This window comes from Aeoliella fuhlenseeensis, from assembly GCF_052161615.1.
In the GTDB taxonomy this organism is placed as follows: Bacteria; Planctomycetota; Planctomycetia; order Pirellulales; family Lacipirellulaceae; genus Aeoliella.
Window position 1 is genome coordinate 5,820,211 of record NZ_CP197417.1, and the last position, 16,911, is coordinate 5,837,121.

Annotated in this window: 8 protein-coding genes; 6 read left to right on the forward strand and 2 right to left on the reverse strand. The window is 54.1% G+C overall.

All coding sequences use genetic code 11. From position 1 onward, the window contains the following. Positions 1-57 precede the first annotated feature (57 nt). The 5 genes from SH292x_RS22935 (at position 58) to SH292x_RS22955 (ending at position 9,987) form a co-directional block, all read left to right on the forward strand. On the forward strand, positions 58-3,564 hold the full coding sequence (locus SH292x_RS22935) for a helicase-related protein (RefSeq protein ID WP_442483355.1): 3,507 nt from the start codon (positions 58-60) through the stop codon (positions 3,562-3,564). Beyond that, on the forward strand, positions 3,561-6,467 hold the full coding sequence (locus SH292x_RS22940; protein WP_442483356.1) for a DUF1156 domain-containing protein: 2,907 nt from the start codon (positions 3,561-3,563) through the stop codon (positions 6,465-6,467). The genes SH292x_RS22935 and SH292x_RS22940 overlap by 4 nt, the downstream gene beginning before the upstream one ends. 12 nt (positions 6,468-6,479) lie before the next feature. Next, positions 6,480-9,323: an ATP-binding protein gene (locus tag SH292x_RS22945; RefSeq protein ID WP_442483357.1), complete on the forward strand. Its 2,844-nt coding sequence runs from the start codon at positions 6,480-6,482 to the stop codon at positions 9,321-9,323. 161 nt (positions 9,324-9,484) lie between these two features. Beyond that, on the forward strand, positions 9,485-9,796 hold the full coding sequence (locus SH292x_RS22950) for a hypothetical protein (RefSeq protein WP_442483358.1): 312 nt from the start codon (positions 9,485-9,487) through the stop codon (positions 9,794-9,796). Continuing rightward, the gene (locus SH292x_RS22955; RefSeq protein WP_442483359.1) at positions 9,793-9,987 is read left to right on the forward strand and encodes a hypothetical protein; all 195 of its coding nucleotides are present in this window, start codon (positions 9,793-9,795) and stop codon (positions 9,985-9,987) included. Before SH292x_RS22950 ends, SH292x_RS22955 begins: the two co-directional genes overlap by 4 nt. A gap of 49 nt (positions 9,988-10,036) precedes the next feature. Here the strand turns inward: SH292x_RS22955 and SH292x_RS22960 are convergent, their stop codons facing one another. Then, positions 10,037-12,721 carry an AAA family ATPase gene (locus SH292x_RS22960; protein ID WP_442483360.1) on the reverse strand — a complete coding sequence of 895 codons (2,685 nt, stop codon included), beginning with the start codon at positions 12,719-12,721 and terminating at the stop codon, positions 10,037-10,039. 168 nt (positions 12,722-12,889) lie between these two features. Continuing rightward, a complete protein-coding gene (locus SH292x_RS22965) occupies positions 12,890-13,588 on the reverse strand; it encodes a hypothetical protein (protein ID WP_442483361.1) in 699 nt (232 codons plus the stop codon). Positions 13,589-15,381: 1,793 nt separating this feature from the next. Here SH292x_RS22965 and SH292x_RS22970 point away from each other — a divergent pair. Then, the gene (locus SH292x_RS22970; RefSeq protein WP_442483362.1) at positions 15,382-15,717 is read left to right on the forward strand and encodes a hypothetical protein; all 336 of its coding nucleotides are present in this window, start codon (positions 15,382-15,384) and stop codon (positions 15,715-15,717) included. Positions 15,718-16,911 lie beyond the last annotated feature (1,194 nt).

Sequence of the window (16,911 nt, forward strand, 5' to 3'; positions counted from 1 at the left end):
AAGCATTCACTTGGTCACCCAACCAACAACATCTCACCTTTTCACGACGGTAACCGGTTGAAAATCGACGACATCCAACCAGGCCAAACACTCGAAGGCCTCGAATCATCAAGTCTTGCAACCGTTGCTGCCGTCGCGCCGATCGGCGACGGCGCGGTTCAGATTTTCTATCGAACAGGCGATGGAAGCGTCAAAGAGCGTCTGCTCACCGCGGCCGACGAGCCCAACATCTCCCTCGCCACTGCTGAAAGCCCCTGGTCGTTCGATGGCAACGGCGAAGCGTTCAAGCTGGCCGTCGAAGCCAAGCGAATCGACTTGGCGTTCCTATTCGATCCGATGATGGCCGTTCACACATCCAACGTCGAACCGCTACCGCACCAGATCACCGCGGTGTACGAATCCATGCTGCCGCGTCAGCCGCTGCGATATGTCCTGGCCGACGACCCAGGTGCTGGCAAAACCATCATGGCAGGTCTCTACATCCGCGAACTCGTCATGCGAGCCGACGCCCAGCGGATCGTCATCGTTTCTCCCGGCAGTCTCGTTGAACAATGGCGTGACGAACTCTGGGAAAAGTTCGGTTTGGAATTCAAGATCTTTTCCACAGACCTTGAACTCGCATCGCCGAGCGGAAACCCGTTCGACGACCACGATCGCCTCATCATTCGGCTTGACCAAGTCTCACGTAACGAAGATTTGCGGGACCAGCTTTGCACAGTCCCCTGGGACTTAGCCATCTTCGACGAAGCCCACAAATGTGCAGCCCACTACTTCGGCAACAGGCTCAACAAGACCAAACGCTTCATACTGGCCGAAAAGCTCGGTGCGGCGACGCGGCACCTACTGCTGATGACCGCGACGCCTCACAACGGCAAAGAAGAAGACTACCAACTCTTCCTTTCGCTGCTCGATTCCGACCGTTTCTACGGTAAGTTTCGTGACGGCGTTCACAAGGTGGATGCCAGCGACGTGATGCGTCGCATGGTCAAAGAGGAACTATTGCGTTTCGACGGCACCCCCTTGTTCCCAGAGCGAAAAGCATACACGGTCAACTATACACTCTCGGACCTCGAAGCCGCCTTGTATGAAGCCGTTACAGATTACGTCAAAACGGAAATGGGGAAAGCCGAAGCATTGGGAGGCCAACGGAAAGGCTCCGTCGGCTTCGCACTCACGGCGCTGCAACGTCGTTTAGCCTCTAGTCCCGAAGCCATCTTTCAATCGCTCAAGCGTCGTCGCGAACGACTGGAAAAGCGTCTGCGTGAAGAAAAGATCAGCCAACGCGGACGGCAGTTGCTCGCCGAAACGCTCGACGAAGTTCCTGAGGACGATGACGATCTGACTGCCGAAGAGCAGGAGCAACTCGAAGAAGAACTCGTTGATCGCGCCACCGCTTCGCAAACCCCCGAAGAACTGCAAGCGGAAATCCTCATCCTGCAAGGCCTCGAAGCGCAAGCCAAGACCGTCGTTGTGTCGGGGCTGGATCGCAAGTGGGATGAGTTATCGAAAATATTGCAAAACTCGCCTGAGCTTAAAAACGCGAATGGCCGACTGCGAAAGCTCATTATCTTCACGGAGCACAAAGACACGCTGAACTACCTCTACGAAAAGATCGCAGGCGTGCTCGGCAACCACGATGCCATCGTCACGATTCACGGCAGCGTCAAGCGAGACGACCGACGCAAGAACCAGGCCCTGTTCCGCAGCGACCCTGATGTACGCGTTCTGATCGCCACCGACGCGGCCGGTGAAGGTGTCAACCTGCAAAACGCTCACCTGATGGTCAACTACGACTTGCCGTGGAACCCGAACCGCATGGAGCAACGCTTCGGGCGCATCCACCGCATCGGGCAAACCGAAGTCTGTCACCTCTGGAATCTGGTCGCCAAAGAAACACGCGAAGGCGAAGTCTATCACCGATTGTTGACCAAGTTGGAAGTCGAAGCCGTCGCCTTGAAGGGACGCGTATTTGACATACTCGGCGAGCTATTCGAGGACGTCAGCCTCAAGTCGCTGCTGATGGACGCGATCACCTACTCCGACCTTCCAGAGACCCGCGCCCGGCTGTCGCAAGTCATCGACGACACGCTCAATCACACGCATATCAAAGAAGTCCTCGACCGAAACGCGTTGTCGCAAGAAACGCTTGGCCCCGAAAGGCTGTTCGCGGTCAAGCAAGAAATGGAAAAGGCCGAAGCGCGTCGACTACAACCCTACTTCGTTCGATCGTTCTTCACCGAAGCGTTCAAGCAAGTTGGTGGCAGTATGCACCCGCGAGAAGCCGAACGATATGAAGTCACCCATGTGCCGGGATCGCTACGCGAACGTGACCGACGCATCACCGGACGCAATCGCCGCGACCAATCGCCCGTGCTGCGACGTTACGAACGAGTCTGCTTTACCAAGGAGGCCGTTCAGCCACTCGACAAGGCTGGTATCACGCCCGCTGTGATGTTGCACCCCGGTCATCCGTTGATGCTGGCCGTCAGTGATTTGATCTTGGAACAGAACGCCAACCTGCTTCGCCAAGGTGCCGTGTTGGTCGATCCGGCCGACCAAGGGACCGAACCGTGGTTGTTGTTCATGCTCACGCACGAAGTCAAATCGGGCGACGGCACCGTCATCTCCAAGCGACTGCAATTCGTGCGGGTCACGCCTGACGGCAAAGCGATCTTCGCCGGATGGGCACCGCACCTCGATCTCGAATCGATCACGCCCGAACAGCAATCCGCTGTCGAACCGCACTTGAACGCCGACTGGCTCAAAGCCAACCTCGATCAACAGGCTTTGACGCTCGCCGCGACGACGCTGGTCCCCGAACACTATGGCGAGGTCGCTGATCGCCGAATCGCTGACGTCGACAAGACGCTGGCGGCCGTTCACGAACGGTTGACCAAAGAGATCGACTTCTGGACCGACCGTTGGATGAAATTGAAAGAGGACTTGGAAGCCGGCAAGGACGTGCGATTGAACTTGGACAACACCCAACGGTCGATAACAGAGATGACTTCACGGTTGGAGAACCGAAAGAAGACCTTGCAGTCGATGCGTCATGTCACTTCGGGCACGCCCGTCGTCGTCAGTGGAGCGTTGGTCATACCGGTCGGCATGCTTCACCCCCAACAAAACGAATTACCAACACCCGGTAACTTCTCAGCCGACCCACTAGCCCGTGCTCGCTCGGAAAAGATCGCGATGGATGCCATCACCGAGATTGAAGAAGCCCAAGGATGCCGAGTGGAAAACGTCGCGGCAGCCAAATGTGGTTGGGACCTCTCATCGTATCCGCCAGCGGTTGACGGCATTCAACCAAACGCCCGACACATCGAAGTCAAAGGGCGAGCCAAAGGTGCCGACACCGTCACGATCAGTCGCAATGAAATGCTGTACGCGTTGAACCAATCCGACAAGTTTATTTTGGCGATCGTGCAAATCAACGAAGACGAATCCGTTGACAGCGTTTACTACCTGACGAACCCGTTCGACGCCGAGCCACCCTGGGGAACTTCGTCAATCAACTTTCACATCAATGATTTGTTGCTGCGTGGAGAACGCATCCGATGACTAAAGAGTTCCCGATCAAGTCGCCACGCAAGTTGATCGAAGTGGCATTGCCGTTGGACTCTATTAACGAGGCCTGTGCACATGAGAAATCTGTCCCACGAAAAGGCCATCCAGCGACTTTTCATCTCTGGTGGGCTAGGCGGCCGCTGGCCGCTGCACGTGCTGTCATCTTTGCACAAATGGTCAACGACCCGGGTTACCAACATGGCCAGGGCTTCAAGTACGGGATGAACAAGAAGGCCGCCGCTAAGGAAAGAAAGCGACTTTTCGATATTATTGAAGAACTGGTTAAGTGGGAAAACGTCGATAACCAAAATCTTCTTGATCAGGCGCGGACAGAAATTAGGCGAAGTTGGCGAGAGGTTTGTGAATTAAACAAAGACCATCCGTCCGCCGGGAAGCTGTTCAACCCAGACGCTCTTCCCGAGGTCCATGACCCATTTGCTGGTGGCGGCACAATACCCCTTGAGGCACAACGCTTGGGTATAGAGGCATTTGCAACGGACTTGAATCCAGTCGCCGTACTGATAAACAAAGCCCTAGTCGAGGTGCCACCGAAGTTCAAAGATCGTCCACCGGTGAATCCAGATGCTATCAAAGAGCGTCGCTTGCTTGCCCGCGATTGGAAAGGCGCGACTGGTCTTGCCGCTGATGTTCGATTCTATGGTAAATGGCTACGCGATTCAGCAGCGGCCAAATGCGAGCACCTATTTGCTCCAATACCTGTCACCCGCGAAATGTCTAAATATCGCCCTGACTTAGAGCGTTATGTTGGCCGAGAACTGACGGTCATCGCTTGGATTTGGGCCAGAACTGTTCGCAGCCCAAATCCGGCATTCAATCACGTTCACGTTCCGCTTGCAAGCACGTTCATGCTTTCTACGAAGAAGGGGAAAGAAGCATATATCGAACCTTTGATTGATGGATTTAACTACACGTTTGTAGTTCGCACAGGAAAGCCGAAGGACTTTGACTCGGTCAAGAAAGGATGCAAGTCCGGCGGAAGTCACAGCAACTTCGCTTGCCTGCTCTCAGGGACGTCAATTCCGTTCCAGTACATTCGCGACGAGGGTGTAGCAGGAAAGCTCGGGGAGCGACTTATGGCGGTCGTCGTTGAGGGCGATCGCCAGCGAGTCTACCTTCCCCCAAGTGACGCGATTGAGGCACAAGCACGAAAGGCCACCCCGGAATGGAAACCTGAACTAGACATCAACTATCACCCCCGTGATATGAAAACGCAGATCTATGGTCTTACGAGATACTGCGATCTGTTTACTGAGCGCCAGTTAGTCGGGCTATCAACGCTATGTGATTTGATTATGGAATGTAGGAGTCTAGTTAAACGCGATGCAATTGCAGCCGGACTCGAAGAGGGAGATACGCTAGACTCGGGTGGTACTGGGGCGACCGCATACGCAGACGCAATAAGCACATATCTAGCATTTGCCCTCAGCAAACAGACTGATTGGTCAAATTCCGTCAGCAGCTATATTCCGGCAATTGAAGGTCTCGGCCATCTTTTTAGTCGCCAAGCAATCCCGATGGTCTGGGACTACATTGAAACAAATATCTTTTCCAACTCCGCTGGCAACTTCACAAACCATCTTGAGTGGGTTTCTCGAATGGTTGAGGCGACGCCAGCGACGGTATCGTCTGTCGCACGTCAATTTGATGCTGCATCAGGAGTCCCAGACTCAGAGCAGAGATTCATCTATTCGACCGACCCACCGTACTACGACAATATTGGGTACGCGGACCTCTCCGACTTTTTTTATGTTTGGCTTAGAAGGTCACTCCGTTCAGTATTTCCCGATCTATTTGCAACTGTTGCAGTTCCTAAAGCTGAGGAACTTGTTGCTACGCCATATCGGCATGGCTCCAAAGAAGTGGCAGAAGAGTTTTTCCTTAAAGGAATGACGTCCGCCTTCGAGAAGATGATCGCTCAAGCTCGGCCAACTTTTCCCACTGCAATTTACTATGCGTTCAAGCAGTCCGAAACGAGCTTGGAGCATGGAACATCCAGTACGGGTTGGGAGACCTTTTTGGAAGCAGTAATCAAAGCCGGTTTGAGTATTTGTGGAACTTGGCCAATGAGAACTGAACGTGCGGTCCGGTCTAGCAGTCAGGGAAAGAACGCACTTGCGTCGAGTGTCATTCTGGTTTGTCGGCCACGAGAGACGATCGCATCAGCGATTTCGAGGCGAGACTTCATACGCGAACTCAATGAGGTTCTTCCTGAAGCTTTAGACGAGATGACGAGAGGCGTAACAGGAGAGCAATCACCAGTTGCACCCGTCGATTTGTCGCAAGCGATAATCGGCCCAGGCATGTCCGTATACTCAAAATACTCTTCAGTCCTTGAAGCCGATGGGTCACCAATGACGGTTCGTACGGCTTTGCAACTGATAAATCGCTTTCTCGCGGAAGATGATTTCGACGCGGACACTCAGTTTTGTTTGCATTGGTTCGAGCAATACGGCTGGAACGCGGAGAGCTTTGGCGAAGCCGACGTACTCGCAAGAGCGAAATCGACGAGCGTAAGCGGGTTGGCAGACGCTGGCGTCTTGAAGTCAGGTGGTGGATTCGTGCAATTGCTGCGTTGGAATGACTATCCGGCAGACTGGAATCCACAAACCGACACTCGCATTCCAATTTGGGAAGTGCTACACCAACTGATCCGAGCACTTCGACAAGGTGGAGAGTCATCCGCGGGGAAACTATTGGCACAAGGAAACATTCAGTCACGTGCCGAGGCATCTCGTCAACTTGCCTATCGACTTTACACCCTCTGCGAACGAAAAGGCTGGGCCGAAGACGCTCGCGCCTACAACGAACTCATCACTAGTTGGTCAGCGATTGAATCGTCGACACCACAAACTGTCCAAACCGCGCTTTTCGAGTAAGAGAACGACACCATGACACACAAACCGTGGCGAGAAATCATCACTCCGCACGCCGACGTGCTGGAGGGTACGTTCCAGCAATCCGAATTCGCGGCTGACATCACCGCTGTTCATTCGGGTAAGGCGACGCCGGAGTACCAAGACCCGGTCGCGTTCTACGAGCGAACGTACATCACCGAAGGCATGCGCCTGCTGCTGACGTCGGTCGCAAACCGTCTGAACGGCAAAGGCGGTGATCCGGTCATCCAATTGCAAACCGCATTCGGTGGTGGCAAGACGCACACCATGCTGGCCGTCTACCACATGGCGACGCGCACCGGTTCGCTTGACGAAATGGCGGGAATCCCTGGTCTGCTGGACCAAGCCGGTTTGATGGATGTCCCGAAGGCTCGCGTCGCGGTGATCGACGGCACGAATCTGTCGCCGGGTCAGCCTTGGAAACATGGTCCCAAAAAGATCAATACTCTGTGGGGCGAACTCGGTTATCAGCTTGGTGGCGAGGAAGGCTACAAGCTAGTTCAAGAAGCGGACGAGAATGGGACGTCGCCCGGCAAAGAGATCATCCGTCAATTGTTGGAAGACTGCTCGCCATGCGTCGTTTTGATCGACGAACTGGTCGCCTACATTCGCCAGTTCCCCGAGCACGGCAGCGTGAGCGGTGGTTCGTATGACACGAATCTTTCGTTCGTTCAAGCCTTGACCGAAGCGGTGAAACTGGTACCCAACGCACTTGTTCTCGCATCGCTTCCCGAATCTGAAGTGGAAGCTGGTAGTCAACGGGGCGTTGCGGCTTTGAAAGCGATGGAGAAAACGTTTGGCCGCATCCAAGCGTTATGGAAACCGGTCGCAACGGAAGAGGCGTTCGAGATCGTTCGTCGCCGCTTGTTCAACAACGTCAAGAGTGCAAAAGACCGTGACGCAACCTGCCGAGCGTTTGCAGACATGTACATCGCCGAGGGCGGCAAGATGCCGTCGGAGACTCAGGAGTCGCACTACTACGATCGCCTCGTGGAAGCCTATCCGATCCACCCCGAGGTGTTCGATCGCTTGTACGAAGATTGGACGACGCTCGACGCGTTTCAACGCACTCGTGGCGTATTGAAATTAATGGCTAAGGTCATTTACCGCCTGTGGAAGGACAATAACGGCGATCAGATGATCATGCCCAGCAGCCTGCCATTGTATGACAGTGATTCGCGAAACGAATTGGTCTACTACTTAGCGCCGGGTTGGGACGCGGTGCTTGAAAAAGACATTGACGGAGAGCGTGCCGAAACGACAGCGATCGACACGAAGGAACCACGCTTCGGCGAGAATCAAGCGGCACGCCGCGTGGCTCGAACGGTCTTCTTGGGCAGTGCCCCATCGGCCGGATCGGCCAAACAAGGTGCCAAAGGCGTTGACCGTGGGCGCGTGCTGCTCGGGTGTGCCCAACCCGGTCAATCAACTTCGCTGTTCTCCGACGCGTTGAATCGCTTGGCGGATCGCTTGCACTATATGAACTCGTCGGGCGACAAGGCGCAGGATGCAACGCGATTCTGGTTCGATACGCGAGCAAACTTGCGTCGCGAGATGGAAGACCGTAAGGGCCGATTCAATAAGGAGAGCGAAATCCTTGGAAAGCTAGGTGAAGTCGCCAAGAAGATGACAGCGGGCGTAACGTACTTCGACGGAACGCACATCTTCACGCCCAACAGCGACGTGCCCGACGATGCGTCGCTCCGGCTAGTGCTGTTGCCACCGAAGTTCGCCTACCAAAAAGACGATACCAAAGTTTCATTTACCGAAGTCGACAACTACGTTCGCAATAACGGTGAGAAGCCACGCTATCGAGGCAACCGGCTGATCTTCGTCGCACCCGACTGGGCCACACTAGCCCGCGTCTACGACTGCATCCGAACGGCACTCGCCTGGGGCTCGATAGTCGACGACGTCAAAGAGCAGAGGTTGAACATTGACCGCTTGCAGGAAAACCAAGCGAAGAAGGAGCTAGAAACGGCCGAGCAAGTTCTTCCCAAGGTCGTTCGCGAGTGTTACCGATGGCTGTTGTGCCCTGTGAAGCACACCCCGACCGATTCCAAGACGACGATCGAACCGTTCCTGATGAACACCAGCGGCAGCGCGTTCGGCCCTGAAGTCGAACGTATCTGCGTCGAAAACGAATTAGTGATCTCGGCGTGGTCGCCGATCCACTTGCGAGCAAAACTCTCCGAAGTCTACTGGAAGGACGACAAGCCCGCGATCGCAGCCAAGACGTTCTGGGAGGACACACAGAAATACCTTTACCTTCCGCGACTGAAGAATCGCACCATTCTGGAGCAGGCGATCATCAAAGGTGCCGACACTAAGGATTTCTTCGGCACCGCCTTCGGCCAGACCGGTGACAAGTACGAAGGCTTTAAGTTCGGCGACGATAATGTCCAGTTCGACGACACGCTTCTGCTGATCCAGCCCGACGCTGCCGCTGCTTACGAAGCAAGCATCAAAACGCCACCCGAAACGTCTGGGGCATCGGGCACAGAGACAAGCGGCACAGCAACGGTTGACGAGAACGGACTAACCAACAACGGAAGCACCGCTACCGGCTCCACCACTCCTGGCGGCACCGCAGTCGTAACGACGAAGAAGGCAAAGACGTACTACGGTTCGATCGAGATCACGCCCTCGGGAGCAAAAATGCAGATGGTTCAGGTCGCTGACGAAATCATCAGCCTCCTCGCCAGCGACCCCAACGCCGTCCTGAAAGTCTCGATCGAGATCAACGCCGACTTCCCCGAGGGTGCCTCTGACCAAATCAAACGAGCCACTTCTGAAAACGCGAAGTCGCTTGGGTTCCAAGGCAGTACCTGGGAGTAGTCAGGTGGGGCGTCCGTGCGCTCAGCACTAACTTGAAAACTGGTTCCTATCGTGGGGGCAGGTCAATCCCTGAGAGGTAAAAGTGCACAGCGAAATAAATTTGCGTAGCTCCCAGATTCTGGCACAATTGTGTCTCAACATATTTTGGAGGATGTACCTATATGACTAACGAATTGAAAACTGAACCTAAGAAGAAAGAAAAGGAAGACGGAAGTAAGAAGCCCGAGCACGTAATCCGCGACGGTGGAATTGCCGCCATGATTTGGCGTCGCGAGTCAACTACTGGCTTTCCGTACTACGAGTACAGCATCAGCCGAAGCTGGAAGAACCAAGCCGGTAGGGCTGGTTACTCGCAGAATTACTTCAGCCGAAACGAAGCCCAGCTTATTAATGTGATTGGGCAAGCAACCAAGTGGATCGCAGACGTTGAAGCTAAAGACCAGGCAGGACAACCTGGAGTTTTAGCTGCGTGAGCTTGGAGCCCCAAGGGGAGGACGTTGGCCGCGATGCGGCCGACGAGGCCCCTCAAAGCATCGCTGCGTCCCAAACGGACGCCGCTCAGTTAGCCGACGTCGAACTACAAGAGAAGTATCGTAAGGAGTACCTTGCCCAGCTTCGGCGTCGCTCATGCCCGGAGTGCGGAGAAGACTTCTCCAGCTTCTGAGCAATGCACGTCATTCTTTTACCACCACTGCTCACGTGATCTCGTAGGGTCACGACAAAATCAGTGCACTGACCGCTTTGGGACCTTGGGTACTGTCAACTACTTCATATTCAATCGCAGCACCAATTGGCACACGATCATCTGATGGATTTAGAACGTCGCCGATATGCAAGAACGCATCCTTGCCGCCACCATCTTGCTTGACGAATCCATATCGGCCCTCGGCCTTCCACACCGTAAGGCGTCCAGTTTCTCTTCGATAGCGCGAAGATGTAAGCGATGTCGCCGACGACAACAATGTCAGCTGTTGCGACAAAGTGGTAAGTAAACGCTCCTGATCCTGATAAGAGTGATGCTTAGGAATGACGCAGAAGTGGCTGTCCTCTTGAATAAGATACTGTACGAACGTTGCAATGGCCAACCTCCGCAGATGCGCGGCCCCGTCACTTACACTTGCTCGAATCCGATCACATGCTTCGGGATCATACATCGGTGTAATCTCAGCCATCGACTCAATATACACCCAATCTCGCTGCCCCCACGCAAGATGCTGACGACCATTCGGTGCGATTTCTACTTTAACTGTGTCCTTGATCCCCTGAGAGGTCGGATCATAGCTCACGCAAAGACCGCGGGTAAGCATTCCATCCAAGCAGGCCATCGATACTCGTGAATCTATGTCTAAAGCCTGAAAGTACTCTACAACTTCATCGATCAAGACGTAACGGCCATCGTTCTCTTCGTTGCCTGCGTAGGCAGACTCCATGAACTGAAGAATGCGGAGCGGGAGAAGTGGAGTCGTTTCATACTCGGGAACAAGATTATATAGATTCTGCACGTACGACTGCACGGTGGGAAAGTATATGTCATATCTGCCTCGAATCATTGCCATTTTCACGTCGTCAGAATTGACAGTCATGCTTGTCTTCGCAACGTGGGCTGCGACAAGTTCCGCCACGTCAATATGCGGCGACGCGACAGTCTCACGAGTGAACTGGAGGCATCGCCTTATATCGTGATTCGCGAGCCGTCCAATCCACTCCGCTACCTGTCCGGTATTCAGAAACACTGTCTGCAGGCACGCGGCGAAACCGCGAATGTTCTCGATCTCAAGGGGTATGCCTCGAGAGAAAAAATAGCCCTTTCCAACCTCCGGCTTCTTACCTGCACTCGCTTGTTCTTCCGCAATACGCCTTTCGATAAACTCAATTCGCCGCCTTAGAATCAAATCTGTAGGTGGCGTGGGAAGAAAGAACGAGTCGGTGTAGAAGGACTGAATTGGCCCCTGCTTAGAAAGTTGCCAGCTCGTAGTGTCCGTGATTGGAAGAATCACGAGACACAAAGCTTCCTGATACAAAGAGTACGCGTAGTTAAACACTTCCTCTTGGAAAGGGACGTTGAAATGATCGGCGTTGTCGAACACCAGACATGGGACTTTGCCGAGCCCTTTCACAATCCAAAAGAGAATGTGTTTAATGTACTCATGTGGACGGTCGTGTCTTATGCTCTCTATATGCCTTCCGAAGTCAATCTTGAACCGCGTTTTGTCAGTCTCGTATAGATGTTGTGCATGACCCAACATCCAACGTTGATACTCCCCCCAAAACATGCCTTGGATTTGATCATAGGTTGGCGGGCCATTGGGGAAGGTCGCTTGTTCCGCCGCTTCCAGAAAATGCTCATCGAGCCATTTCGTGATGGCTACGGTACCCCCTGACTTGGAGAGATCAACTCTCACGACCACACAGTCGGCAAGAATCTTGGTGGATAGCACGTCCTCAAAAAAACGATCGATAAAGGTACTCTTACCTGCCCCCTTTGTTCCAACGAGCAGAACAAGTTCATTCTTTTTCATTTCCTGAACTCGCTTGATCGCCTCCTCTAGTTCGTTGGCTTCAACGCCGCCAAGCGCCCGAACCTTATCTCGCAGCTCTTCGGAAATACGGGTTAACCCTTGCTCTGCCGTAGAACTTTCTTCAGTAGTTACAAAGCAGGCTTTTCTCGCTTCGGCGTCTTCCTGCGATCTGAGATCACGAAAGAACGTCTGCATGATCCTATCGAGATCGATAGAGAGCTTGTCTGCCTTCATTAAAGACTTCGAATCCGGATTTCTGGCTACCACCTTTACAGACTTGTGACGCAGCGGCTGTCCCTCAGCTTGGCGAAATATACCACGGTACGTGTAGTCGGACACGCTCTCATAGGAGAGCAACTCATAGAATGTTTTGAACTCCTTTGACACTGCCTCAAGACTTCCAAAGACGCACGCGACCCCGTCAAGGATATCGCGTCCATCGGGCCCCTTAGCCCCACGAAACACGGCCCACTGCATGCCATTTGTCATGCAGGCAAGCTCAGCTCCTTTATGTCCGCAATAGAAAATTGCCTGGTCAATGCCTTCCCTTGCCGCTTCTGTGGAGAACACAGCCCCATTGAGCTTAAAGAATCGCCCGGCATGATCGGGCTTAATTCCTAAGTCTCTGCTTGCCCTCTTCGCTTCAATGATGAGGCGGTTCAGATCGCCTACTGTGCATCGATAATCGATGAACTTCTTCCCGGCATCGCTTTCTAAATGAATTTGTGATATTGGCCAGCCGAGGATGTGCGCGAACACTCGGTCAATCACCTTCAGACGCGTGTCTGCTTCGCTTTCAATCGAAGCCCAGTAGGCCGTCTCCGATACCTCTTTGACGAACACTCCAAACTTTTCAAAGGCGACATCCAGGGGCTCCATTGCATTGCTCCGTTACAACTCAGATGACGCTGCCCGACTTTTGCATCTGGCACACTGCGGTCGTGCAGTATCGCGTTCAATACTACACTTCTCAACCCTTCATTTCATGTCTGCACCGCCAAACCCCGGTTTTCGAGGCTTAGCATTTGATTGTTTGCCGATATGCCTCTAGGCAGCAATTGGCTCCTCGAAAGGCTCAAAGGCCTTCACAATCGTCCGCCGCCACCGGACGGCCGCCATCGGCACCGGGGAGTATCCGGCCGCCTTCCGCTTCTTGTTAATGAGTCGAACAAGCTTCCTGAGCTGCCGCCACACTGGCTTGTAAGGTTCAAACGGCAATCCGTTTATCTCTGCTACTAGCCCCTCCACAGTCCGGTGACAAGCGATGTCGAGGAACCGGGCCCGGAGCTCCTTGTACCGCTCGCGTGAGATGAGCACGCGAGCATGCCACTTGTCGTCCCGCACTGGCTCCTCATCCGGTGAGGTCTTCTTCTTGAAGTCCCCCCGCTTGAGGTAGATCGAGTACCCAGCAATCTGAACCGGAGCTTCGCGGATGTCACGGAGCTGCTTCTGCTCATCGCTCTTCATCGGATGGTAGCCTTCAGTTGCCATCAGCACCCAGGTCCTGTCGCACCGGAGGTACTGCAAGTTCGCAAGCCCCCTCTCCTTTCGCCTGGCCCTCCGCCATTCGTTCTGAACGACCTCGTACTTGGTAAGCAGCTTCCTGTCGATCACCCGAGGATCCTTCCCCTCGGGCACCTCCCCTTGGACGTAGTGAACATAGCCATGCCTCAATAGACAGGTTGCTATCCGCTGCACGAATCCTGTCACCGATGTCGTCTCGTACTTGTACTCCCCCTTTCTCATAGGCCCCTCCTTTTCGCCGAAACTCGAGTTTCGAGCTTCCGTGAAAAGGGGCAAACATCCTGTTTGCCCCGGTATGAAAAACCTTTCTGCAATACGCTCTCGTTGCTGTGCGACCTCCCTTTCGCGATGCAACTTGAGCTAGCCGTGCAAAAACCTCCCAGCAAGAACCTTGCCTTCGTTCTTTGCAAACCTTGATTTGCGACGCAGCTAGTCCTTTGGGCGATGCTGCTTTGCTAATCTCTTAGCAGCAGCCCGCCCAATTTCATGCTAACCGTGTCCGCAACTACCTCGATGAAAAACCGTCGTGTGCAAAGCACACGTCGCCTGTTCACCGTCAATTCGCTGATAAAGGACTTGTCATTCCCATGACAACTCGTTTATCCACCTAGCTTTCATCCAAGAAACACCGGCAGCTCGCCCTGAATTGAGCGAGCCACCGGCGTCAGTCATCCGTCTGGCACAATGCCAGTCATCGCTTTCGTCGGCTCTTAACGTTCAGGGTACCACCCCCAAACGAGCACGGGTTGCGACTGCCTTGCCGCACCCGGGAGCGAGTTCCTCTCGCTCCCAGTCCAAGGGCTTCCCCTTGGCCACCGCTCGCGTTCACCTCGCACTCCCGTGCGAAGCGTCCGCGACTTTCTACTTGCGACACGCTCCCTCTCTGCTGAAGTTGAATTACCTAAGGCGACGACCTTGGGCGCCGGTTACCAACCGGTCTCAGCAGAGATTCCTACGTTAGCCAATGTCTTCACGTTTGGAGTCTCGTGGGTAAGAGCTGCGAAGCTCATGGCGAATGATTCTAGGTGCCGCCGCCAGGCGGTCCTACTTTACACATCCCTCAGGGGATGCGATTTCCGGGGTACGAGACTAGAAGCTCCCCCTACCGATTGAATCATCCGCTTGTCCCCGTTCACGGTTCGCTATCGCGAGCCCGCAAACATTCTCGGCAATCGACTCTCCAAACACTTACCGGCAAGCCCTCACGGGCCTCTCATCGTTGAGCTATTCACGCCCAGGGACTTACCCTGGAGCCCGAAGCAGTCACGCTCCGGCATGGCCTGTCACCAGGCTCATGGCTCCCGACGCCGGACAACGTTGAACGCCCCACTACTGGCAGCGAACCCCGCGTATGGATTTGATCACAAATGGTGACCTCACCACTTTGAACATTGGCGGCTTGCAAAAGAACACCTTTGCAAGTTTTTCCGTATCGCCCCGCTTCGGGGCGAGAAAAAGAAAAGAATTTCATAGGATAGAATCGTTGGATTACTTCAAGCGTCTTCTCTGCCCTACAAAGGCAGCGAGCGTTTTTGAGATTACTCAACGAAGCCTCCTTCGAACTGAGCGAGCAACTCTCGTTGCACTCAGCTCTACCGGCGAAACGCGTAGATGGATGGTAAATCCCATCATGCCCTTGGCTTGGTTGGTGACCAAGCTAAACGGGTGCGTTTCCCAGACGGACAACTGCTGACAAAGCGTTTTACGACCACCAACAGTCGAAGAGCCTATCCTCCGGCTCCTCTACCGCTCCGTATACCACGCCTTACCTCCAGAAATCAAATGATGTTTGAGCCTATTAGCTCCTAGGGTCCTATTGGCTTTTCAGCGGAGTTAGTTGTTCAGTGGCTCGCCGCAGGTCCGCGGGGCAAGCTTTGGAGACAACGCTCTTGCCAGGCGTAGCCTGTCACTCGCCTTGCTTCCAGAAGCCCCTTTGTGTGCGACCCTGCGAAGCGTCGCTTCCTCCCGGTTAAAAGAGGCCGTGGCGAGCAAACCTTTTAGCCAGGAGGAACCTTATGAACAACCTACTAGCTAATATCACCAACAAGACTTTCGCCTATCACGATGGAGTCCTTGCCGAACTTTGCTTCTGGACGGACACGTCTGGACTTAACGCAGACGAGCTCAAGGCACTTACCGAATCGACTATCCGTAGCTGCCACCAAGCTGCGATTGTCGAAGAACTCCCCTACGGCAGACAGCCGCTCATCTACTCCCTTGGGATTGGCCTTATCAAAGTATACTACTCCGTCGAAGAACACGTCGTTGTGCGAGGCTACTGCGAGAACCTACCTACCCAGCACCTGCATGAAGACTCACTTGGTGGCATCTACTCCACTGGAACCTGGTAGGGCCACCCAACGATTACCCGCCCAACTAAATGCTGCCTAAGCGGAGCGTTCGGAGAGGCGAAGACACCGTACGGGCAAGTTCTTGGAGCCGCGTTTCACACTCGCCCGTGGAATGCCGCCGCTCGCATCTTCGAAACTAGACCGTTGGCGGCCGCTAGACGAGCAACTATGATCCGGCTCACGTGTGAGGACGCTTAATCCCTACAAAGCTCCAAGGTGTCACCGAAATCACTTCGCAAGCTCTTTAGCGAGAAGGTAAGACAGTTCGCTGAATTGCGCCTCTTTGATTTGGTGGCGAGACTCGTTTATCTCATAAAGCTGCCCAGCTTGAGTCGAATGGTTTGCCGAGCTTATATAACAAGCCTCAGCCCGGTCTGAAGGCCGGGCTGAGGAGTCTTGATCCAATCGCTGACTAGCGGGCGCTATGCTTACGCGGGTCGGTCTTGGGCAGTGCCCAAAGAGGCTGGCTGCTGCGGCCGACATTACCCGAGTAACGCTGCACCGGTGGCCCTGCACTTTGCGGTGCGGGTGCATATGAGTAACGGCGCCCCGAGGGTTGCGTTACTGTGGTTGCGGGCTCTTGGGAAGGATTGATCCTTTCGACAGAGGGAGATTGCGAGAAGCGGCGTTCCCCAGTCGGTGCCTGGGCTATGGAGTCACTGGGCACTTCACGGACAACAGGGACACTATATTGATAGGTGGAGCTTGACCGAACTATCAGGCAGTTAGCCGACCGCTGTGGCTGGAAACTGTGGTAGTCGCGGCGGGCCTTGGCGGTGCCAAGACCTTCTCTTGCGTGACCGATACTCGGCACTAAGAGGGCAAGTGCAACAAATAAAGTAACTGATCTACCGGCGTTCATGATATACCTCCGCCTAAAATGGGGCTGTCGCCTGATCATCAACTAAGATGATCTAGAACCAACAGCCGAACCGAGAAAAAACTCTACTTTTCAACAAGCCATTACCGTCAATGCGACGCAAATGTGGCGCCATAAACAATAAGCCGGCGCGTAAAGAGAGTGCACCGGTAGCGCTCGCATCACACCTGAAGGCAGATGTGTAGAGAGATAAGGGTGTGCGGCACCTGAGAATCGCCGCAGCGAAGAGAAGCAAACCTTAAAGAGGATAATGCAGCGGGGACTTGGTTAGCAACGTCCGATTCAGTTGCTGTCATTCCACCAGGGTCACGGAA

Bases quoted from the DNA above. Each gene is read 5' to 3' on its own strand.
- SH292x_RS22940 (WP_442483356.1), top strand. From the start codon at position 3,561: ATGACTAAAGAGTTCCCGATCAAGTCGCCACGCAAGTTGATCGAAGTG.
- SH292x_RS22945 (WP_442483357.1), top strand. From the start codon at position 6,480: ATGACACACAAACCGTGGCGAGAAATCATCACTCCGCACGCCGACGTG.
- SH292x_RS22950 (WP_442483358.1), top strand. From the start codon at position 9,485: ATGACTAACGAATTGAAAACTGAACCTAAGAAGAAAGAAAAGGAAGAC.
- SH292x_RS22960 (WP_442483360.1), bottom strand. From the start codon at position 12,721: ATGGAGCCCCTGGATGTCGCCTTTGAAAAGTTTGGAGTGTTCGTCAAA.
- SH292x_RS22965 (WP_442483361.1), bottom strand. From the start codon at position 13,588: ATGAGAAAGGGGGAGTACAAGTACGAGACGACATCGGTGACAGGATTC.
- SH292x_RS22970 (WP_442483362.1), top strand. From the start codon at position 15,382: ATGAACAACCTACTAGCTAATATCACCAACAAGACTTTCGCCTATCAC.